This is a genomic window from Actinorectispora metalli, assembly GCF_056323685.1.
Map to the genome: position 1 here is coordinate 65289 of NZ_JBREYE010000001.1, position 21667 is coordinate 86955.

Below are 21667 nucleotides of genomic sequence, written 5' to 3' on the forward strand. Positions count from 1 at the left end.
CACCTGAGAACACCCCCCGCCCGCCCGGGGGCTCAGCCCTTCCCGAGCCTATCGGCGCGAACGCCGCGGCGGAAACCGAAAACCGCAGGCTGTGGATGGCGGGCGCTGCTGTGGACAACACGCCGGGTATCGGCGGTGAGCGAGTCGCGGCATGGCCGAGTTGTGGTAATGGCCCGATGAACCGGACACCGCGACGCGGTGATCGAAAGCACCCTGCAATTCTGTGAAGCGGTAACCGGGGGATGCGGCGCCGCGACACAATCACCGCGACCCCAAGGTGATGGCAGGAGTTGGTGTGGCTCGTCGGCCGATGACGCTGGTGCTGGACATCCTCATGGTGCTGCTCGGCGTCGCACTGGCGGCCGCGATCAACTTCGTGACCGAAAGCCCCGGCGAGCCGCCGTGGTTGCTGCGCGTGCTCCGCGAGTGGTCGCTGGGGTTCGTGCTGCTCATCGTCGCCTCGATCGTGGTGGTCCGGCTGTGGTCGTACTGGATCGAGCGGCCGAGGCGGGTCCCGCCGGACTGGCAGCGCGACCGCTCGCCGTTCCCCGGCCTGGAGTCGTTCACCGAGGCCGACGCCGCCGTGTTCTTCGGCCGGGACAACGAGATCGAGCAGCTTTATGAGCGGCTGCATCCCGCGCTGGTGCAGCGCGCCAACCGGTTCCTTGCGGTGGTCGGCCCATCCGGTGCGGGCAAGTCCTCGCTGGTGCACGCGGGTCTGCTGCCCCGGCTGACCCGGCGCAGGCAGCCGTGGCTGGTGCTGCCCCCGGTGGTGCCCGGTGAGCGCCCGCTGCAGAACCTCGCCGCCGCGCTGTCCATCCCGGACGCCACCGAGGAATCGGTCAAGGCCGCGGTCAACAGGCTCCGGCTCGCCGACGGGCGCCGCCCACACGCCGTGCTGCTGGTGCTCGATCAGGCCGAGGAACTGCTCACGCTGGCGGGCGCGGACGAGCGCAACCGCTTCCTCTCCCTGCTGCGCACCGTGATGCGGGACTGCCCCCGGCTGTGGGTGTTGGCCACGCTGCGGTCGGAGTTCCTCACCGGCTTCCTCAACACCCCCTTCGGCGACCTGTTCGCCAACCCGGTCGCGCTGGGCGTGCTGAGCCGCTCCGCGCTGGCCGACGTGATCGAAAAGCCCGCCGCCTTCGCCGGTATCCGCCTGGAGCCGCCCGGTCTTGCGCAGCGGATGGTCGACGACGCGGGCGACGGCGCCGCGCTGCCGCTGCTGGCCTACACCCTCCAGACGCTGCACCTGCACGCAGGCGCCTCGGGTTTGATCACCGAGGCGGACTACGACCGACTCGGCGGCGTGACAGGAACGCTGACCCGGCAGGCGGACCTGATCACCGAGGAGCTTCGGCGGATCGAGGCGAACCTGCCCGTCACCGGCACCCTGCTGAAGTTCGTCACGATGACCGACGGCGAGCCAACCCGCCGCCGCGTCCGCAGGGACGCGCTGGGCGAGAACGAGCAGCTAGTCGTGGACGCGTTCGTGGAAGCGCGGCTGCTCAGCGCCGACAAGAACGTGCTGGAGGTCGCGCATGAGGCGCTGTTCCGGCATTGGGCGCCGCTGCGGCAGGCCATCGAGAACCGCCGCGACGATCTGCGCTGGCGGGCCGATCTGGAGCGCTGGGCCGCCGACTGGGAGCGTTCCGGTGGGTCCACCGCGTACCTGCTGCGGGAAGCCAGACTCCGGCAGGCCGGCCGCTGGGCCGAGGACAACCCCGACCTGCTGGCCGAGCTTCCCCTGGTCTCCGCCTTCGTACAGGCCTCGCACCGCTCCGACCAGGTGACCATGGTGCGGCTGTCGGAGGCCATCGCCCAGCGCGCACTGTCCACTGTGGACGTCAACCCGGAGGACAGCCTGCGGTACGCGGTGGCGGCGATCGAGGAGTGCGCCGAGACCACGGTGGCGCGGCGGGCGCTGAGCACCGCGCTGACCAAGGCGCGGCTGCGGGCGCTGACCCGGGCCCACGACGGCGAGGCCATCGGCGTTGCCTGGTCCGCCGATGCCCGCATGGTCGCGACGCTGGGCCGGGACAATCTGGTCTGTATCTTCGCCGCGGGCACCGGGGAGCAACTCGCCCAACTGCCGGTGGACACCGACGAAGCGTCCAGTGTGGACTTGTCCGCGGACGGCAGGCTGCTCGCGGTGTCCAGCAAGGACGGCGCGGCCTACATCTACCGCGTGCCGCACGGCGAGAAGGTGGCGGTGATCCGAGCGCACGCCGCTCCACTGCGCAAAGTCGCCTTCTCCCCCGACGGAAAGCTGCTGGCCACAGCCTCGGAGGACCACACGGTCAAGGTGTGGGAGCTGTCCAGCAGGCACTGCATGAACCGGCTTCGCGGCCACGACGACGTGGTCCGGGACGTGGTGTGGAACCCCACGGGCACCGCGCTGGTGACGTCCTCGAAGGACATGACCTGCCGCGTCTGGGACGCCGCGAGCGGTCGGGAGACCAAGGTCCTGCGCGGTCACACCGACTGGGTGCGCCGAGCCGCCTGGTCACCCGACGGCAGGCGGATCGCCAGTTCGTCCAACGACCGCACCACCAGGGTGTGGGACGCCGACACCGGCGCGTGCCTGCTGACCCTGCGGGTGCGCGCCGACCTGCTGCAAGGTGTCGCATGGTCGGCCGACAGCCGCTGCCTGTCCACCTGCGCGGACCGCTCGGTGTGGGTGTGGAGCGCGGTGACCGGCACCGAGCTGTTCTCGCTGACCGGCCACGACGAGGACGTGCGCGATGTGGCGTGGGCACCGGACAACAGCGCGATCGCGACCGTGGCCAACGACGGCATGCTGCGACTGTGGGCGACGCACCACGACGGCGAGGCCAAGGTGCTGCACGGCCACCACGGCTGGGTTCGCAAGGTGCGCTGGCTGGACGACCACACCGTGGTCTCCGCCTCCCGGGATTGCACAGCCAGGATCTGGGACGCCGCGGCGGGCACCGAGAAGCTCCGGATGGTCGGCCACAACGACTGGCTGCGCTCGGTGGCGCTGTCCCCCGACGGCCGCTGGCTGGCCACCGCCTCCGCCGACAACACCGCCCGCATCTGGGACGCCGCGACCGGCGCGGAGCGGGTGAAACTGGTGGGGCACAGCGGCCGCGTCCAAGCCGTCGTGTGGGCCGTGGACCAACTGATCACCGCGGGTGGCGACAAGACGATCCGGTTCTGGGACATCACCAGCGGCGAGGAGATCGTGAACCGCCGGGTGCACCTCGACTGGTGGGGCCAGGACCTCGCGCTGTCCCCCGACGGGCGCACCCTGATCGCGGGCGGGCGGGGCGGCTGTCTGCTCTGGCCCATCGACCGGCCCGGTGATCCGATCGAGCTCCGCACCGAGACGACCACCAACGTGATCGCGCTCTCCCCCACCGGTGACCGCATGGCCGGGGCCTGCGACGACGGCTCGATCATCGTGTGGGACCTCGGCACCCACCGTCCGATCCGGACACTGACCGGTCACTCGGGCCGCGTCCGGGACGTGGTGTGGTCGCCGGACGGATCTCAGCTGGCCACGGCCTCCACCGACCGCACCGCCAGGATCTGGGACGCGACGACCGGCGAGGAACTGGCTGTCGCGGGCCGACACGATGACGCGGTCGACGCGGTCGGCTGGTCGCCCGGCGGCAGCCGCATCGCCACCGGCTCCCGGGACGGCACCGTGCGGATCTGGGAGCTCACAACGGACCTGCCATCGATGCTGGCCAAGGCAAGGCGCCGTGTCTTCCGGCCACTGTCCGAAGTGGAACGCCAGCGCCTGCTGCTGCCCTAACGCCGTGGCCGCAGGCCCAGCGCACCGAGTTCCGCGTCGGCCAACTGCTTGATCACTGCCTTGTCCTCGCGCCGCCAGGCGGCGGCAGGGTCGGTGCCGATTCTGGCGAGCTTGCGCAGCGAAAGCCGGTTCAACGCGCGCAGCGCCAGCAGATCCTGCTGGCCAGCCTTGCGCAGCCTGCGCAGCGTGCCCGCCGCCCTGGCGTAGCGGATGCGCAGCGGCAGCCAGGTGATCAGCAGGAACAGCAGCGGCACCACGATCACCACCGCCGCCAGCAGGAACGCCAAGTCCTCCACCGCTTCGATCTGCGAGTGCCCGGCGCCTGCCAGCTGGTTGCCCGCTCCGGTGCCCACGCCCAACGCCTGGGCCAGCTCATCACCGACGAACGGCACCTTGGCGGCCTTCTCGGCAGCGCCCGCGAAGGTGTTCCGAATCCCGTCGCCCGCGGAGACAAGCTCATTGCCCGGCGCCCGCAACCGCAGCACCTGCTCCTGCACATACAGGCCCGCCCATACCCACAGGTAGACCCACCCAAGAGCGAAGAGGTCGGCCAGAAGTTGCCGGAGAATCCGCCCCGGCCGCTCGGCGTAGAACATCATCGTCCGCCTCTGCAAGAAGATCGGCACCAGCCCGAACCGTACACACGCCGGTTACCCACTTCGGATGCGACGCCGCGATCATCTGCACGGGATCGTCGTCAACTATCGTTTTCGCGCAGGGATCACCGGGCTGCGAGACCGTGCTCAGGTCCGTCCGCCAGGATCGAGGGCATGGCGGACCTCTTCGAACATGTGGAACGCTTTCTTGGCCCTATCGAGTGCGGTATCCGCGGTGACGACTCGACTCCGGGCGTGCAGGTCATCAGATTCGGTTCGGATGCACCGTTCTCCGGGGTCACGACATGGGCCACCCTCGGCCTGTCCCATCATCACCTCGAACAGCAGGGCGGAGGGGGGCTGCATCAGGAGTTGTTGATGCAGCTGCCCAACGCCTGGCAACCGGCCAACACCGCCGGGGTGTTGTTCCTGGTGGCCGGTGAGCTGATCGAACGCGGGCAAGGCCTGGCTCGAGGCGAGGTGATCGGCCCCCGCGGACGGCTGTTCGCCGAGCCTGAGATGACCGCGCTGGTGGCGACCGGCCCGGTGTACCTCCCCGGCTCCTTCGCGGTCTGCGACACCCCCGCCGCACCCGTCGTACTGACCTGGCTCGTTCCTCTCACGGAAGCAGAAGCCGAGTTCGCCCACATCCACGGCTGGCCCGCCCTCGAGGACATCTTCGTTGCGCAAGATCCCGACCTGACCGACCTCGGCCGCACGAGCGTGCGGTTACCAGGCATCCTCTAGCGCATGGCGCCGTGGTAGAAGAACTCTCCGAGACCGACGGTGAACACGAGGATGCCGTACAGGCCGTGTTCGATGGATACCACCAGCAGCGATCGGGTGCGCTGGTAGCGGCGGGCGAAGACCCAGCCGCCGATCAGGGTCAGCACCACGGACAGCAGGTTGCCGAAGATCACGTGCACGAAGCCGAAGGCCGAGGCGCTGGCGACCACCATGCCGGTGCCGGTGCCGAACACCGGGGCGTACCTGTGGAACAGGACGCCGCGGAAGATCACTTCCTGCGGGTAGACGCTGACGAGCGGGTAGGCGAACACGATCAGCAGCCAGAGGGCGAGGTCGTTCTTCGGCAGGCTGAACAGCCGCGCCGGTTCCCACAGCAGGACGGCGCCGACCGCGACCACGATGGCGGCGCCCCACATCAGCAGCACCGGCCTCAACTCGCGCAGCGGGGCGCCGTTGAAGCCCCACGCCCGCCGCGGGAATCCGGGCTGCCTGCGGAGGTAGAAGACGGAGAGACCGCCGAGCACGATCAGGATGGGGATCGGGGAGCCTGGGCTGTCCGCCCACCAGTAGGCCCCGACCAGTCCGAAGAACACGGCGAAGTACTCGAAGGCCAGATAGGCCCGCCTGCTGACGCTGCGGGCGCCGGGCACGCGCTGCCCGACGGTGGTGTCGGCGAGCGCGCCGCCGGGGGCCTCTAACCGGCCTTCGTGAAGACTCACGAAACCAGGCTACCCAGCCTGGAGAGGCCTACTGTCCCCTTCTCAGTGGCTTCTCAGCCTCGCCCGCCTGCGCTGCGTGATCGCGGCGCCTCCCACCCGGTTACTCCGGGCGTCGCAGGTAGCGGCGGAGGCCTCGCTTGCCGCCGCGCATCATCAACTCGTGGTTGAGCAGCAGCACGGGTCGGGCGAGTGAGGCGAGCCGCCGGACCAGGGGGCGACCCACCATCACCTCCTGGTCGAACACCAGCGAGGTGCCCGCGCCGGATTCGCGCAGCGTCCAACTCGCGCTGCCGTCCAGGTCACCGGTCAGCCCGATCTTCAACCGCCCGGCCGCCTCGTCCTGCTCCAGTTTCCGCGCGGCGAACACCAGCGTGTACGGCAGCACCGAGCGGCACCGCACGGTGGCGCGGTCCTCGGCGAACTGGCGCACCTCGCGGATCTGGGGCCACCAGCATGGATAGGCGGCCACGTCCTCCAGCACCCGGAACACCCGCCCTACGGGTGCGTCCAGCCGCCATTCGCTCCGGAACCGATAGAAGTCCAGTCCCACTCCCCCAGTGTGCCTCCGGGGCTCAGCCCGCGGCGGCGATGGGGGTGCCCAGCACCTGCCGGAGGAAGGCGCCGGTGTGGCTGTCCTCGCTGTCGGCGATCTGTTCGGGGGTGCCTTCGGCCACCACGATGCCGCCGCCGGAACCGCCCTCGGGGCCCATGTCGATGATCCAGTCGGAGGTCTTGATGACGTCCAGGTTGTGCTCGATCACGATCACGGTGTTGCCCTTGTCGACCAAGCCGCCGATCACGCCGAGCAGTTTGCGGATGTCCTCGAAGTGCAGACCGGTCGTCGGCTCGTCCAGGATGTAGACCGTCTTGCCTGTCGACCGCTTCTGCAGTTCGCTGGCCAGCTTGACGCGCTGCGCCTCACCGCCGGACAGGGTCGGGGCGGGCTGGCCGAGCCGCACGTAGCCCAGGCCGACGTCGACCAGCGTCTTGAGGTGCCGGTGGATGGCGTTGATCGGCTTGAAGAACTCCGCGGCCTCCTCGATCGGCATGTCGAGCACCTCGGAGATGGTCTTGCCCTTGTAGTGGACCTCCAGGGTCTCCCGGTTGTACCGGGCGCCCTTGCAGACCTCGCAGGGCACGTAGACGTCCGGCAGGAAGTTCATCTCGATCTTGATCGTGCCGTCGCCCGCGCAGGACTCGCAGCGGCCGCCCTTGACGTTGAAGGAGAACCGGCCCGGTTGGTAGCCGCGGACCTTCGCCTCGGTGGTGGCCGCGAACAGCTTCCTGATGTGGTCGAACACGCCTGTGTAGGTGGCCGGGTTGGACCGCGGGGTGCGCCCGATCGGCGACTGGTCGACCTGCACCAGCTTGTCCACCGCGTCGAGGCCGTTGACCCTGGTGTGCCTGCCCGGCACCTGCCGGGCACCGTTGAGCTTGTTCGCCAGCACCGTGCCGAGGATGTCGTTGACCAGCGTGGACTTGCCGGAGCCCGAGACACCGGTGACCGCGACCAGGCAGCCGAGCGGGAAGCTCACGTCGATGTCGCGCAGGTTGTGCTCCCGCGCGCCGACCACGGTCAGCTTCCGCTTGCGGTCGATCTTGCGCCGCGTGGCGGGCAACGGGATCTCCTTGCGACGCGACAGGTACGCGCCGGTGACGGAGTGCTCGTTCTCCAACAGCTCCTTGTAGGTGCCGCTGTGCACGACCTTGCCGCCGTGCTCGCCCGCGCCGGGACCGATGTCGACCACCCAGTCCGCGGTGCGGATGGTGTCCTCGTCGTGCTCCACCACAATCAGCGTGTTGCCCAGGTCGCGCAGTCTGGTGAGGGTGTCGATCAGGCGGTGGTTGTCCCGCTGGTGCAGGCCGATCGACGGCTCGTCCAGCACGTACAGCACGCCGACCAGCCCGGAGCCGATCTGCGTGGCCAGCCGGATGCGCTGTGCCTCGCCGCCGGACAGCGTGCCCGCCGCGCGGTCCAGCGACAGGTAGGTCAGGCCGACGTCGAGCAGGAAGCCCAGCCGGGCCTGCACCTCCTTCAGCACCGCGCCCGCGATCATCGCCTCGCGGTGGCCGAGCACCAGACCGTTGAGGAACGCCGCGCAGTCGGCGACAGACAGCGCGCACACGTCGGCGATGGACTTCTCGCCCTCCGTGACGTGCTGGAGTGTGACGGCGAGGATCTCCGGCTTGAGTCGGGTGCCTTGGCAGTCGGGACACGGCACGTCCCGCATGTAGCCCTCGTACTTCTCCCGCATGTACTCGGACTCGGTGTTTTCCTGCCTGCGCTCCAGGAAGGGGATGACACCTTCGAAGTTGGCGTAGTACGAGCGCTCGCGGCCGTACCGGTTCTTGTACCGGACGTGCACCTGCTCGTCGATGCCGTGCAGCACGGCGTTGCGGACCTTCGCCGACAGCGAGCGCCACGGCGCGTCCATGCGGAAGCCCATTTTGTCCGACAGCGAGGTCAACAGCCGGACGAAGTACTCGGCGGTGTGCCCGTTGGACCAGGGGTGGATCGCGCCGTCGGCGAGCGAAAGCTCGTCGTCGGGGACCACCAGTTCCGGGTCGACCTCCTTCTGCACGCCGATGCCGTGGCAGGAGGGGCAGGCGCCGAAGGGCGAGTTGAACGAGAACGAGCGCGGCTCCAGCGCGCCGAAGCTCAGGCCGTCGTCCGGGCAGGCCAGGTGCTCGGAGAAGGTGCGCTCCCGCTCCGGGTCGCCCTCCGGCAGGTCGACGAACTCCAGCACCACGAGCCCATCGGCCAGCCGCAGCGCGGTCTCCACCGAGTCGGTGAGCCGCTGCTTTGCGGTGTCCTTCACGCTGAGCCGGTCGATCACGACCGCGATGTTGTGCTTTTCCTGCTTCTTCAGCTTCGGCGGCTCGGTCAGCTGGTGCACCGTGCCGTCCACCCGCACCCGGGAGTAGCCCTGGGACTGCAACGCCGAGAACAGGTCGACGAACTCGCCCTTGCGGCCGCGCACCACCGGGGCCAGCACCTGGAAACGGCTGCCCTCGGCCATCTCCAGCACCTGGTCCACGATCTGCTGCGGGGTCTGACGGGTGATCGGCTTCCCGCACTTCGGGCAGTGCGGCTTGCCCGCGCGCGCGTAAAGCAGACGCAGGTAGTCGTAGACCTCGGTGATCGTGCCGACGGTGGACCGCGGGTTGCGGCTGGTCGACTTCTGGTCGATCGACACCGCCGGGGACAGGCCCTCGATGAAGTCGACATCGGGCTTGTCCATCTGACCGAGGAACTGGCGGGCGTAGGCCGACAGCGACTCGACGTAGCGGCGCTGGCCCTCGGCGAAGATCGTGTCGAACGCAAGGCTGGACTTGCCGGAGCCGGACAGGCCGGTGAAGACGATCAGGCTGTCCCGAGGCAGGTCCAAGTCGACGCTGCGCAGGTTGTGCTCGCGAGCGCCGCGAACGACGAGGCGATCTGCCACCTCAGGTCCCTTCAGGTCGGACGGAAGCGATCTTCGAACTTGCGTTCGATCTTAGAGGGTCGGCGATGGATCTTTTCGGCGGGTACAGCCGCGACCGGATCCATGCTAGGCGGCGCCACCGACAAAATCGGGCCGCCCACCTGCCAACACCGGAGGGATACCACGTATTCCCTGGTCAAGACCCGCGCCTACGGATTGGCCGCGGCCGTGAGCCGCCGTCCGCTTGTCTCCGCGGTCGCCAGATAGGTGATGAGGCTGAGCACGCAGAGCCCGGCGAGGTACCACGGGAACCAGCCCACGTGGCCGTTCGCCGCGAGCAGCTGCACGACGTAGGGCGCGGTGCCGCCGAAGGTCGCCACCGTGAGCGAGTACGGCAGTCCGATGCCCGCCGCCCGCACCTCGGTCGGGAACAGTTCGGCCTTGGCCACCGGGGACACCGCGCCGTAGCCCGCGAAGATCGCCAACAACACCGCCATCACCCCGAACAGCGACCACGGCGACGGCCCGAGCAGTGCGAACGCCGGCACCGCCGCGACCGCCATCGCCGCGGCGAACCCGATGAGCACCGGCCGTCTGCCGATGCGGTCGGACAGCGCGCCGAAACACGGCAGCACCGCCACCATGACCAGCTGTGCGCCGACGGAGGCGGTCAGCGCCGCGAAGGTGCCGATGCCGTGCTGCTGCTGGGCGTAGCTGGGCAGGTAGACGGCGAAGCTGTAGTAGGAGATGGTGCCGCCGAGGGTGAAGCCGACCACCCGCAGCACCGCCCTCGGGTGCCTGCGCAGCACGAACCAGGTCGGGCGCGGGACCCTGCGTTCGGCGTCGGCGAGGAACACCTCGGTCTCGGCCAGCGTGCGCCGCAGGTACAGGCCCCAAACCCCGAGCAGCGCGCCGAGCAGGAACGGCACCCGCCAACCCCAGTCCAGCATCGCCTGCCTGCCCAGTCCGGAGCTCAGCACCGCGGCGAGCACGGTGGCGAGGATCGTGCCGAACGTGGTGCTGATGTAGATCCAGCTCGTGTACAGGCCGCGGCGTCCCGCGGGTGCGAGTTCGGTGAGGTAGGTCGTCGCGGCGGCGAACTCGCCGCCGGTGGACAGTCCCTGGGCGATCCTGGCCAGCAGCAACAGCACCGGTGCCACCACGCCCACCGAGTCGTAGGTGGGAGTCACCGCGATCAGCAGGCTGCCGCCCGCCATGAGCATGACGGAGGCGGTCAGCCCCGCCCGGCGGCCGAACCGGTCGGAGACCGCACCAAGAACGGCGCCGCCCAGCGGACGGAAGAAGAAGCCGACCGCGAAGATCGCAAGGGTGGACAGCAGCGCCGTGGTCGCGTTGCCCTTGGGGAAGAACTGCGGGGCGAAGTAGACGGCGAAGATCGCGTAGGCGTTCCAGTCGAACCACTCGAGGCCGTTGCCGATACAGGCCGCCACCACGTTGCGTCTGCGGCTCGTCCCGTCTTGTCCTGATTGCCCGCCGGTCGAGCGCACCGGTGACTCCGTGCTGATGATGAACCCCCTCATCTAGCCCCCGATCGGGTGGTACCCGCGAGTAGTTTCCACACCTAGTCTGGGCTGATCCTCACGTGAGGAGGCAGGCCGCATGCACATCGCGAACACCGAACTCGGCTCTGGAAACGTGCCGAATTCTCGCAGAGACGCATCCGGGCGGGCAGCCGCCGGACTGGCGGCGATGGATCACGCGACCGAACGCCTGCTCGATGCGGTCGGGCGGATGAACGACCACCTCACCCGCGGCCCGAGCCGACTCCCCGGCTGGACCCGCGGCCATGTGATCACGCACCTCGCGCGCAACGCCGACGCGCTGGTGAACCTGCTGACGTGGGCGCGGACCGGCGTCGAACACCCGATGTACACCAGCAGGGCCGACCGCGAAGCCGACATCGCCGAGGGCTCCGGCAGGCACTGGTGGCTGCTTCGGGAGGACCTCATCGCCGCCTGCGAGCGTTTCGCCGTCGCGGCGCGGACCATGCCCGCCCGGAGTTGGGAGGCGGAGGTCGTCGTCGGCAGCCGCTGGCCCATGGGCGCGCATGCCGTGCCCTGGCTTCGGCTGCGTGAATGCTGGCTGCACCTGGTCGACCTGGACTGCGGCGTCGAACTGCGCGACATTCCGCCGGACCATCTGGAGGAGTTGCTCGACGACGTGACCGCGCACTTCACCGCGCACCACGAGATGCCGCCGACGGTGCTGGAGGTGGAGCTTCCGGACGGCCGTCAGCGGGTCTGGGAGCTGGGCATGAGCAACGCCAGCCGCAGTTCCTCCGCGGTCCGCGGATCGGCGGAGGCGATGCTGGGCTGGCTGACCGGACGTGGCTCCGGCACCGAGCTCACCGGCACGCTGCCGACGCTGCCCGCCTGGTTGTAGGGCCTGCGGGCGAAATCGGCGAGGTAGCGCTGGGCCTGCCGGGCCAGTTTGCGCACGTTCGGCCGCATCAGCATGGCGTGCACCGGCCGCTCCACGAACCGGGTGAGCATCCAGCCCAGCACCAGCGCGCTGCCGATGAAGGCGAGCAGCCGCGTCCACGGCCCGGCGCCCAGCCCGGCCAGGTAGTACACGACGGTGTAGCCGATCTGCTGGTTCACAAGGTAGACGCCGTAGGAGATGCCCGCGAACCAGCTCAGGAACCGCTGCGCGGGCCGGAACACCGTCCAGTCGGGGCCGCGGGCGATCACCGCGATGATCACCACGGTGATGGCGAGCGCGATCGTCGAGTTGGGGTCCTCGGTATGCGTGTACTGCGCGAACAGCCCGGCGCCCAGCAGTGCCACCAGGTGCACGTGGCTGAGCCTGCCCCTGGTCCACAGGTAGATGGCGATGCCGATGGCGAACAGCTGCGCGCGGTGCAGCGAGATCCCGTTGTAGAAGGAGTAGAGCAGGCTGCCCTCGAGCAGCAGCGGGCTGAGCGACATCGGCACCAGGATCAGCGCCCACAGCGTGGCGCGCAGCCTGCGGCCGCGCAGCCGCGCGCACAGCAGCGCGCCCGCGACGAAGCCCGCGACCTGCAACGGCAATGTCCAGTAGGCGAGGTCGACGGAGCCGACATCGGTGGAGAAGTTCTGCAGCATGAACAGGTTCAGCAGCAGGTCACGCAGGTCCAACTGGGTCCACTGCTTGGGTGCCAGCCGGGTCAGCACCAGGTAGGTGACGACCACCGCGACGACGTAGGGCGGCAGCAACCGGGCAAGCCTATTGCGCAGGAAATATGCGGAATGTCCCTTCGCCAGCGACGCGCAGGCGAAATACGCGGAGATCACGACCAGGACACTTGCCCCAAACTGCAAAGGGACCCGGAAGGGCGCCGTGCCCAGCTCTGAATAATTTTTCGGCCCCGCGAAAGTCGCATGCTGGAGCAACACGGCGAACACTGCGCAAACACGCAGAACATCCCAGCTCAACTGGCGCCGGGATGATTTCGGAAGAATCTCAGTCTTCGGCACGTGCTCACAGGTGTCGACGGCTGGGTACCCGCCGAACTATACGTGCCGAGGCTGGCGGCGCGACCCCTAGGTCGCTAGCGTCGTGATCGTGGACGTTCTCACGGAGTACACCGGACATGTCGACCAGGGCGGTCCCGCGGCACGCCGGACGCTGCCGGCCCTGACGATCACCAAGCTCTCGGTGGGCGGCGAGTGGAACAACAACGCCTACCTGCTGACCTGCCGCCGCACCAACGAAGCGCTGCTCATCGACGCGGCCAACGACGCCGAACGCATCATGGACCTGCTCGGCCACGACTCCGAGCGGGTCGCGCTGAAAACCATCGTCACCACGCACCAACACGGCGACCACTGGCAGGCCCTGGGGGCCGTCGCGGGCGCCACCGGAGCCGACACAATCGCCCACCCCGAGGACGCGGGCCCGCTGCCCGTGCCGCCGGACCGCCTCGTCACCCACGGCGACACCATCACCGTCGGCGAATGCGATTTGAAGGTGATTCACCTTCGCGGCCACACCCCCGGCTCGATCGCACTGCTCTACAACGACCCCGAAGGCCACGGCCACCTCTGGACCGGCGATTCCCTTTTCCCCGGCGGCGTCGGAAAAACCACCTCTCCGGAAGCCTTTCAATCACTCGTGAACGATGTCGAGGAACGCCTTTTCGGCGAGCTCCCCGATAACACCTGGTTCTACCCGGGTCACGGCGACGATTCCACCCTCGGCACCGAACGCCCCCACCTCGCCGAGTGGCGCGAACGCGGCTGGTGAGCCACCCATCCCACTGGGGCGCAACGCTTTCGAGTCCGATTCACGGCAGCACAATTCTGAGCACTCAGAATTGTGCTGCATCCGGGTGATTAACCGGCGAGCCATACCAAATCGACACCGTTGATCAATACCTTGGGGAACCGGTATTGGTGAACGGAGGAGCATGTGAACCTGAGTGCGCATGCACGTCGGCAGGTGCAACACCAGGCCAACGAATTGCTTCTCCGCGTACTGCCGACACTCGGGCCCATGCGGCGTCGAATTCTGACGGCCCTGCTCGCCCGGACCGCCGAGGGCTGGCATCTCCTGGTCCGCAACAGCCCTGGCGCCAGAGTCGACGCGTTTCTCATCGGGGCTGGTGGTGTGTTCGCAGTGCTGATCGCCGAGCGTCCACCGGACCAGTCGACGGTTGTGAACGCGCTTCGATACGCCGAGGAGCGCTGCGCGGGAGTCCGGGAGTCCCGCGGGAGGGTCCTGGCATCCAGCGCGATCCATCTGGTCGTCATCGGCTCCGACCCGGTCAGGTCGGCGCGAAACGACCGGCCGTGCTGGCTGCTGTCCGAAGCGAACCTCCACCAGCTGTTCCAGCGAGACGCCGTCCACCTGGACCGCCGCCAAGTCGACTCGATCGCCGAGCAGGTCGCCGGACGGTTACGTGACTACCGCGTGCTGCGGGTTCGGGCGCCGGAACGCGAACCCGAGCCGACCGGGCTGCTGGATGCCGTTGAACTCACCGAGGATGTACTGGATGCCGCCCAGCATCGCCCGTTCGATACCTGGCTGACATTCCTCCACCCCCACCAGCAGGCGGTGGTCTCGCGTAACTACTCCGGACCCGCGAGGATCAGCGGACCGGCGGGCACCGGGAAAACCGTGGTCGCGCTGCATCGACTGCGGCATCTGGCCAGGCGTAGTACAGGTCCGTTGCTCTTCACGACCTTCGTGCGGACGCTGCCCACGGTGAACCAGGCGGCCTTCCAACGACTGGCGCCGGAGCTGCGGCACCGGGTGGAATTCACCAATCTGCATGCCTGGATCAGGCGGTTCCTCGAAGTCCGCGGACGTGAACTCCATGTCCAGCCCGCCAAGACCGAAACGGCGTTCAGCAAGGCCTGGATCGCCCATCGAGCCGCCCTGATCGAGTTGGACCCCACGGTCGACTACTGGCGCACCGAGATCGACCGGGTCATCAAGGGCCGGGGTATTCGCACCCTCGATGAGTATGTGCGGACCATGCGTAGGGGCCGCAGGCTACGTCTGGATGCCGCCCAGAAGGAAAGAGTGTGGCGACTCTATCAGACATATCAGCGCAATCTCGCCGAGCGAGACTTGCACGACTACAACGACATGGTCGACGCCGCCCTGGATGAACTGACGCGGAATCCGCTTGCGGAGCCGTATGCGGCCGTTGTCGTGGACGAGGTGCAGGACATCACGCTGACCGGTCTGCGAATGCTGAAGGCGTTGGCAGGCGAAGGGGCCAATCGGCTTCTGCTGGTGGGCGATGGACAGCAGCAGGTCTATCCCGGCGGCTGGCGGCTGTCCGATGCGGGCATTCCGATTCTGGGGCGCGGCGAGGTGTTGCGGGTGAACTACCGCAATCGCGCCAATGTGCTCGGTTTCGCCCAACGCTTCGACGCCACCAATGAGGTCGACGATCTCGACGGCGCTGCGGGAGTCGCACTGCGGCAGGCGGAATCCGCCAATTCCGGCGGCGCGACCCAAGGCTGGCGGGGCCGGGCGGACGAACTGCCCACCGCGCTGGTCGCAGCGGTGAAGAGCCTGCCAGTGCCCAGGGGGTCCGCCGCGTTGATCGTCTTCCACCGTCGCGATCTGGACCGCTGCACGGCGATTCTGCGCAAGGCAGGCATTCCGCTGCTGCCGCTGGATCAGTACCACGGCGAAACCGACGACAGGTTGAAGATCGGCACGGTACACCGCGCCAAGGGCCTGGACTTCCAGGCTGTCCTGGTCGTGCAGTTCGCGAACCCCGAGCCTGCGGGCAATGCGGTCGAAGAGGAACTCCGCGAACTGCGCGGCAGGCAACACCTCGTGGCGGCGACACGTGCCCGGGACTTCCTCTGGTGGGCCACCGCCGAAACCGCGTGACGGGAGCTTACGGATGGCGGACCGGCGGATTGGCGGGAAAGGCGGCGGCTCCGATCCCGGCTCCAGAACCGGCGGCGCGGTGATGGCGGGGGCGGCCCTGGTCCATGCCGTGGCGGCAGGCGGCGGAGGCTTCGGCGCAGGCGCCTCGGTGAGCGAACCGGCGGGTACCACGGTGCACGCGAAGAAGACCGAGGCAAAGAAGTCCGCGCGCAAGGGAAACCCAGCAGAAGCCTGGCGGCGGATGGGCCTGCGTCAGCGCGGCAAAGCGAACGACGAATGGCTTGAGTGCCTGGCCTATTCCTTCGGCGAGGTGCGTGAGTTCCTGGTTCGCAACCGATGCACTTCACTGAAGCGAGCGCTGTTCGCGCTGGAGGACGACGCGGGCAGCACTGTCGTCGTATCGGTGATCTGGGTCGGCTTCCGGAACAGCCGTCAGGCGCGGGAGTTCCGGCGGATCGAGGATGTGCATGCCAGCGGCGACATCGCGCCGCTGGGCAGCACGTTGTTGGGCATGGCCGAGATCCGGTTCACCGGTCACCACTACGCGTCCCGACTCGATCGAAACACGGTCGTCGTTGCGGAGACCGAAACCGCGAAGGGACGCCTTAGTACTGACCAACTCGATGCGCTTGCCGAGATCGCCGTGTTGCTTCCGCGTCCGTGAGTGCCGGGAACCCGGTGCTCAGGAACAGGGCGTAGCTGCCTGCCCGCGTGCAGAAGTCCAGGAAGCCGCGGATGAACGGCAGTCCGACGGTGTCGTTGCCGAAGATTCCCGCCGCGATACCGCGGGGAACGGCGACGGCGACCGCTGCCACCAGGTAGCAAACGAACCACAGCCCCAAAGGCAACAGGAGAAGCGGCCTGATCAGCACCTCCAGGCGGCTGTAGCGGGCTGGGGGACCTGCCACGTGTAGGCGCAGCGGGTAGTCGTTGTCCGGTGCGCCGTCGTAGGGCGCGCGGCGGTCGCTCAACAGGAGGGCGTAGCCGCCCGCGCGGATGCCGTAGCGCAGCGTCCGCGAGTTGAGTTCGAACAGCGGGCGGGGGTGGCGACCGGTGAGCAGGATCAGCGGCCAGGCGAACACTCCCCCGACGACGCCGATCAGCAGCCAGAAGATGCTGACCACCCCCAGCGGGATGATGCCGATGGGGTGGAGCAGGATCATGCGGCGGCCGTGAGAGAAGTCCGGAGTGTCCGCTTCCAACTGGATCGTTGCCATCGCAAGCCTCCTCGGCGCCGACATTACCGGCAGTAATGTCGGCATACATTACTACTGGTAATGTCACTCGCCAACCCTTGGAGGGATATGGCCACGGCAGGACGCGGAGCGCCAGGGCGGGTTCGGGTGCCGCGGGCGGAGCGGGAGACGGAGATGCTCCGGGTCGCCGCCCAGGTCTTCGGTGAACGCGGTTACCACGGCGCGTCGATGGAGGACATCGCCGCACGCGCCGGCGTGAGCAAGCCGATGATCTACGCCTACTTCGGCTCCAAGGACGGGCTGTTCGCCGCCTGTGGCGAGCAGGCGTCCGCACTGCTGAAGAACCAGGTGCGGGCAGCCGCCGAACGCCGCGAACTGCCACCCGACCAGCGGCTTTGGCAGGGCTTGCGCAGCGTGTTCGAGTTCATCGGGGAACACCGCGACCTGTGGTTCGTCTTCAACCCGCCACCCGGCGCCCCCTCCCCCGCCGCAGCGGGTGAGATCGGGGCGCGGGGACGCGAAACCATGATCGAACTCCTGGGGGACCTGCTCACCTCAGCCGCCACCGAACAGGGCATCGGCGCCGAGGCCGCCGAGCAAGCCGCGCCGATGGGGCACGCTCTCGCGGCCAGTGTGCTGGCCATGGCGGAGTGGTGGGATCGGCACCCGGAGGAGACCGCGGAGCTACAGGCCATCCGGGTGATGAACCTGGTGTGGAAGGGGTTCGAGCAACTCATCGACGGGCAGCTGTGGCTACCCCCGTGAGATGCGGTTCCCCTGGCCGTCGCAAGGCAGCCGGTTCTGACCGTAGAGCTTGTCGAAGTCCTCGCTGATGTCGACCTCCGTGGCCACCATCGGGTCCGGGCTGACGCTGATCTGCCCGCCGAACGGGCGGTCGACGTCGCGGATCAACAGCAGCGAGAGCATGAACATCACCGTCAACACGACCAGGGTCACGATCTCCGCGCCGTTGTTCTGTTTCGACAGGCTGAACGCGAAAGCCATCACCGTGACCGCGAGGGTCGCCAGCATGAACCAGTAGAGGACGCCGGGAATCGCGGGCGTCGACTGGGCGGCCCGCTGGCTGCGCGCGTCGGAGCGCTCGCGGTCGGCGGTGGTCAGGACCTCGAACAGCGGATCGCTCGCGCCGATCTGCTTGAACACCGTGCGCACCTGGGTGCTCCAGATGCTGGTGTTGGGCGAGGTGCCGTCGCCGTTCTCCATCGCAGGCCAGTCGTGGGTCAGCACGGCACGCGTGTAACACACTGTCGCGCCCTGCATCTGCTCTGCGGCGGTGGGACTGGCGAACTCGGCCACCTCGAAGAAGCCGTCCACCACGTTCGCCTCCACCCGGACGGCCTCCTCCGCGACCGAATAGGACTGCGCGGCCACCACGAGCACGAACGCCAGCAGCAGGACGGCCAGCGTCTCCATCGGGCTGACCAGGTCATTGACGGTCGTCGGCTCGCTGTCGCCCGCGCTGGTGCGACGCTTGACGAATCGGTTGGCGAGCAGTCCCAGGACGAGCGCCGCCAAGGCGATAAGGATCGTGACCCACACGGCGAGTCCTCACGGTCTGGACGGCATCGGCTATCCAGTACTAGAGCGCCTGCCGACGAGCCCACAAGCAGGTGCCCACCATGAGGTAGTCCTGCCGGTTTCAGGTTTCGGCGGGACTACCGAGCCAGACGGGTGAGCCACTCTCTCAGCAACGCGGTCTCGACGGGGCTGAGGCCATCGGCGCCGTCGCCGATCATCGTGAGCAACTGGGCGGCGACCGCCGACGCGCCTTGCTGCCGCGGCGGCTTCCTGCCGACGATCAGCGAGTCCAGCAACGCGTCCCTGACCAGCGGCGACATCGCTCGGGTGATCTCGTCGTCGGGCTGGGCGATGATCTCCAGGGTCACCCCCACGATCGCGGACTCGATGGCCCTCGCCGCAAGCTCGACGTCCACTCTCAGCCTGCCCGCCCGCGCCACTTCCTCGAGGATCGCCATCAGCACGGCATGTACCTCGTCGGCAGCCTTCGGCCGCCTGCCGGACGTGCCGTACATCAATACGTAGAACGAAGGATGGGTCCGCCCGAACTCGACGTGCGTGTCCCAGCCGTTGGCCAGGTCCCGAACCGGGTCTCCGCTGCTCGGAGTGGCCTGCTTCTCCGCGAGATAGGCCTCGAAGCCGTAGCCGACCACGGCCTCGAACAGCCCCGCCTTGTCGCCGAAGTGGTGGTAGAGGGTCGGGGCACCGACTCCGGCCTCCGCACAGATCGCCCGCGTCGACACCGGTTCCCCGTTCGACTCGGTCAGCAACCGGGCCGCGGTGTGCAGGATCCGTTCGCGCGTGTCCATGTAGCGACGATACATGAATCCGTGTATCGTGGCTGTATCGACGTTACATCGACCTGTGTATCGTCGTTAATGACGTCAAGGAAGGAACATCATGAACACGAGTCGAGCAGCGGTCATCGCCTCCCCCGGCGGCGATTTCCAACTCGAGGAGCGCAGCCTCCCCGAACCGGGGCCCGGCCAGGTCCGAGTAGCCATCGAGGCCTGTGGCATCTGCCATTCCGACGCGGTCTTCGCCAATGGCGGCTTTCCGGGGACCCCGTTTCCCTTGGTCACGGGACATGAGATCGCCGGAACCATCGAGGCGGCGGGTGAGGGCGTCACCGGTTGGGAGCCCGGCGACCGAGTCGCCGTCGGCTGGTTCGGTGGCCATTGTGGGCGGTGCGTCCCCTGCCGACAGGGCGACTTCATCAACTGCGGGCAACTGCAGGTGCCGGGCTGGGCCTATAGCGGAGGGTTCGCCGACCACACCGTGGTCCCGGCCACCGCCCTGGCCCGGATTCCCGACGCGCTGTCCTCGGTGGAGGCGGCACCCATCGGTTGTGCGGGCGTCACCACCTACAACTCGCTGCGGCACAGTGCGGCGAGGCCGGGCGATCTGGTGGCCGTCGTCGGCCTTGGCGGGCTGGGGCACCTCGCAGTCCAGTACGCCAACCACATGGGCTTCACCACGGTGGCCATCGCCAGAGGCACTGACAAGGAGAAACTGGCCTATGAACTCGGCGCCGAGCACTACATCGACAGCGTCGGTCAGAACGTTGCCGAGGCACTACTCGACCTCGGCGGCGCAAAGGTCGCCTTGGGCACAGCCGCCAACTCGGCGGCCATGAGCGCTGCGATCGACGGGCTGAGTCATCGAGGACAACTCGTCGTCCTCGGCGCCAGCCCGGAGCAGTTGCAGGTCACCCCACTCCAACTGATCAGCGGCGGGAAGTCGATCGTCGGCCACCCATCCGGCACCGCACGCGATGTCGAGGAAACTCTGGAATTCACGGCAGGAACAGGTATCCGCCCCATGGTGGAGACCGCCCCGCTGGCCGAGGTCGGCACCGCATACCAGCGCATGCTGTCCGGAGATGCGAGGTTCCGCATGGTGCTGACCACCCGGAATTGAGCCGCGAGTGTCAGGTGAGGCTGATGTGACGGCTGGGTCGGAACGGATTCGCACCATTACTCGTTTGGACGTCTCGGCAGCACCGATACATCAGTAACTTTCGAACGGTGGGGAGAAAGAACAAGACAAGGCAGGCTCTGTGGCGTTTCTCGGGTTATCTCCTTCTGATCGCCATCGCGTACGCATGGACGGCGGGAGACACCAACTTCGTCATTATTGTGTTGTTGTCGGGGGCGACCCTTCTTTACATGTTATTCGCCGCACCTATGTGGTGCATGGCACGGAACTCGACGAACGGGAGGCCATGCAGCAACAACGCCAACGGGTTACTCATCGGATGCTGGATTCGCAAGCACAAGTGGGACAAGCTCAAGATGCTCGTCGAGAGACAGCGCTGGGCTGAGTTGCTGCGCAGATGGTGGGCATCGGTCGGCGCCCAGGCCGCGACTGTCGGGGCGGTCGGCAGCTTCCTGTCGGCAATGGTCGCGACTGTGGCATTGATTGTGAAGAAATGACTGCCGGATTGTGCAATGAGTGTGAACGCCTTTGAGATGACCAATGGCGAAGCCACGCTCTCATGCGCTCTGCGGCTTTGCGAGCAGTCCGAGTGCTTGCAGAGTCTCACCGCACATGGCATGGCGATCTTGAATGGCGTGCGACTCCGGTTATCTCAAGGAATGTCGTTGAGGCCGGTTTCAGATCTATGGCCTCCTCAGCGTCGATCGGCCTGCCGCCGGTCGGCCTGCGGGTGCTTCTGGTCAGCGACTGGGAATCTCGACGTGGCGTACGGGCGCCAGGGCGGCAGGCGGGAAGTCCGGCCAATCCGGACCATGGTGGTTCTTGCCCTGGAGATGACGGTCAACGAACGCTTGGGTGGCGGCCAGCACTTGGGCGACTTGCTGTGCGTCGAGTTCACCGGCGGTCAGCGCTTCGCCCAGTTCGTGCAGATCCAGCACCCGGTAAGGAAGTCCGGGTGGCCCGACGATGATGTCGACATAGCGATCAACAACGTGAATCGTACTGCCCTGTTCTCGGATCTCCACCAGATCGATGTACCACCAACCCGCCCGGCTCGGCTTGAACACCACGGGCTGATCGAGTTGGGCTGACTCGTCAAGTAGAAGGAAGGCCCGCTGTCGGCGCCCGGCATTCGGGCGGACGTACATGCCATCAGGAATGTCGAACTCATAGGCGGCGACCCGGTCGACCCGAACTCCGAGGCACGGCAGGTCGTCGCGTAGCACCGTCACTGGCTCCGGGCCGCTCACCTCGGCGCGCCTACCGTCACCGTGCCGCAGTCAACGTGGTTCCTCGCCTGTTCGTGAGTCAGGCCGGGGCGATCGCCGTCGGCATCGTGCCTCACGGACGCAGACAGTAGCCCTCCCTCCAC

The 21667-nt window shown here is 67.8% G+C and carries 18 protein-coding genes and 1 pseudogene; 9 read left to right on the forward strand and 10 right to left on the reverse strand.

Going from position 1 to position 21667, the window contains the following annotated elements; all coding sequences use genetic code 11:
• The first annotated feature begins 295 nt into the window (after window positions 1-295).
• Window positions 296-3781, forward strand: coding sequence for an nSTAND1 domain-containing NTPase (locus ACU6XJ_RS00345; protein ID WP_476305559.1), 3486 nt, complete (start codon window positions 296-298; stop codon window positions 3779-3781).
• Here ACU6XJ_RS00345 and ACU6XJ_RS00350 read toward each other — a convergent pair.
• A complete protein-coding gene (locus tag ACU6XJ_RS00350; RefSeq protein ID WP_476305562.1) occupies window positions 3778-4407 on the reverse strand; it encodes a hypothetical protein in 630 nt (209 codons plus the stop codon). The two genes, ACU6XJ_RS00345 and ACU6XJ_RS00350, sit on opposite strands and share 4 nt — an antisense overlap.
• Before the next feature lie 144 nt (window positions 4408-4551).
• On the opposite strand from ACU6XJ_RS00350, the gene ACU6XJ_RS00355 reads away from it, so the two are divergent.
• Window positions 4552-5124, forward strand: a complete 573-nt coding sequence (locus ACU6XJ_RS00355) for a suppressor of fused domain protein (RefSeq protein WP_476305565.1) — start codon at window positions 4552-4554, stop codon at window positions 5122-5124.
• On the opposite strand, the gene ACU6XJ_RS00360 is transcribed toward ACU6XJ_RS00355, so the two are convergent.
• The 4 genes from ACU6XJ_RS00360 to ACU6XJ_RS00375 all read right to left on the reverse strand — a co-directional run bounded on the left by ACU6XJ_RS00360 (window position 5121) and on the right by ACU6XJ_RS00375 (window position 10809).
• On the reverse strand, window positions 5121-5843 hold the full coding sequence (locus ACU6XJ_RS00360) for a lysostaphin resistance A-like protein (RefSeq protein ID WP_476305567.1): 723 nt from the start codon (window positions 5841-5843) through the stop codon (window positions 5121-5123). The two genes, ACU6XJ_RS00355 and ACU6XJ_RS00360, sit on opposite strands and share 4 nt — an antisense overlap.
• 100 nt (window positions 5844-5943) lie before the next feature.
• Complete coding sequence (locus tag ACU6XJ_RS00365) at window positions 5944-6393, reverse strand: SRPBCC family protein (RefSeq protein WP_476305570.1); 450 nt, start codon at window positions 6391-6393, stop codon at window positions 5944-5946.
• Between the two features lie 22 nt (window positions 6394-6415).
• Window positions 6416-9289, reverse strand: a complete 2874-nt coding sequence (gene uvrA, locus ACU6XJ_RS00370; RefSeq protein WP_476305572.1) for an excinuclease ABC subunit UvrA — start codon at window positions 9287-9289, stop codon at window positions 6416-6418.
• A gap of 188 nt (window positions 9290-9477) precedes the next feature.
• Complete coding sequence (locus tag ACU6XJ_RS00375; protein ID WP_476305575.1) at window positions 9478-10809, reverse strand: MFS transporter; 1332 nt, start codon at window positions 10807-10809, stop codon at window positions 9478-9480.
• Window positions 10810-10978: 169 nt separating this feature from the next.
• Here ACU6XJ_RS00375 and ACU6XJ_RS00380 point away from each other — a divergent pair, with 169 nt between their 5' ends.
• Window positions 10979-11671: a maleylpyruvate isomerase family mycothiol-dependent enzyme gene (locus ACU6XJ_RS00380; RefSeq protein ID WP_476305577.1), complete on the forward strand. Its 693-nt coding sequence runs from the start codon at window positions 10979-10981 to the stop codon at window positions 11669-11671.
• A gap of 113 nt (window positions 11672-11784) precedes the next feature.
• Here ACU6XJ_RS00380 and ACU6XJ_RS00385 read toward each other — a convergent pair.
• Window positions 11785-12744: pseudogene (locus ACU6XJ_RS00385) on the reverse strand (acyltransferase family protein); the annotation flags it as partial.
• An 88-nt stretch (window positions 12745-12832) separates the two neighbouring features.
• Between ACU6XJ_RS00385 and ACU6XJ_RS00390 the strand changes: the two are divergent.
• The 3 genes from ACU6XJ_RS00390 (at window position 12833) to ACU6XJ_RS00400 (ending at window position 16286) form a co-directional block, all read left to right on the forward strand.
• Window positions 12833-13513, forward strand: a complete 681-nt coding sequence (locus ACU6XJ_RS00390; RefSeq protein ID WP_476305579.1) for an MBL fold metallo-hydrolase — start codon at window positions 12833-12835, stop codon at window positions 13511-13513.
• A gap of 249 nt (window positions 13514-13762) precedes the next feature.
• A complete protein-coding gene (locus ACU6XJ_RS00395; protein ID WP_476305582.1) occupies window positions 13763-15622 on the forward strand; it encodes a UvrD-helicase domain-containing protein in 1860 nt (619 codons plus the stop codon).
• A 13-nt stretch (window positions 15623-15635) separates the two neighbouring features.
• Window positions 15636-16286: a hypothetical protein gene (locus tag ACU6XJ_RS00400; RefSeq protein ID WP_476305585.1), complete on the forward strand. Its 651-nt coding sequence runs from the start codon at window positions 15636-15638 to the stop codon at window positions 16284-16286.
• Here ACU6XJ_RS00400 and ACU6XJ_RS00405 read toward each other — a convergent pair.
• Entirely contained in the window at window positions 16228-16839 is a 612-nt protein-coding gene (locus ACU6XJ_RS00405) for a DUF4389 domain-containing protein (protein WP_476305588.1), read from the reverse strand. The two genes, ACU6XJ_RS00400 and ACU6XJ_RS00405, sit on opposite strands and share 59 nt — an antisense overlap.
• Window positions 16840-16926: 87 nt before the next feature.
• Here ACU6XJ_RS00405 and ACU6XJ_RS00410 point away from each other — a divergent pair, with 87 nt between their 5' ends.
• Window positions 16927-17583: a TetR/AcrR family transcriptional regulator gene (locus tag ACU6XJ_RS00410; RefSeq protein WP_476305591.1), complete on the forward strand. Its 657-nt coding sequence runs from the start codon at window positions 16927-16929 to the stop codon at window positions 17581-17583.
• On the opposite strand, the gene ACU6XJ_RS00415 is transcribed toward ACU6XJ_RS00410, so the two are convergent.
• Both ACU6XJ_RS00415 and ACU6XJ_RS00420 read right to left on the reverse strand, forming a co-directional pair.
• Entirely contained in the window at window positions 17572-18378 is an 807-nt protein-coding gene (locus ACU6XJ_RS00415) for a bestrophin-like domain (RefSeq protein WP_476305594.1), read from the reverse strand. The genes ACU6XJ_RS00410 and ACU6XJ_RS00415 overlap by 12 nt on opposite strands.
• A 116-nt stretch (window positions 18379-18494) precedes the next feature.
• Window positions 18495-19166, reverse strand: a complete 672-nt coding sequence (locus ACU6XJ_RS00420; protein WP_476305596.1) for a TetR/AcrR family transcriptional regulator — start codon at window positions 19164-19166, stop codon at window positions 18495-18497.
• 91 nt (window positions 19167-19257) lie between these two features.
• Between ACU6XJ_RS00420 and ACU6XJ_RS00425 the strand changes: the two genes are divergently transcribed.
• Window positions 19258-20277, forward strand: a complete 1020-nt coding sequence (locus ACU6XJ_RS00425) for an alcohol dehydrogenase (protein WP_476305598.1) — start codon at window positions 19258-19260, stop codon at window positions 20275-20277.
• 107 nt (window positions 20278-20384) lie between these two features.
• Window positions 20385-20792, forward strand: coding sequence for a hypothetical protein (locus ACU6XJ_RS00430; RefSeq protein WP_476305601.1), 408 nt, complete (start codon window positions 20385-20387; stop codon window positions 20790-20792).
• 243 nt (window positions 20793-21035) lie between these two features.
• On the opposite strand, the gene ACU6XJ_RS00435 is transcribed toward ACU6XJ_RS00430, so the two are convergent.
• Window positions 21036-21545, reverse strand: a complete 510-nt coding sequence (locus ACU6XJ_RS00435) for a DUF402 domain-containing protein (protein ID WP_476305604.1) — start codon at window positions 21543-21545, stop codon at window positions 21036-21038.
• Between the last annotated feature and the right edge of the window lie 122 nt (window positions 21546-21667).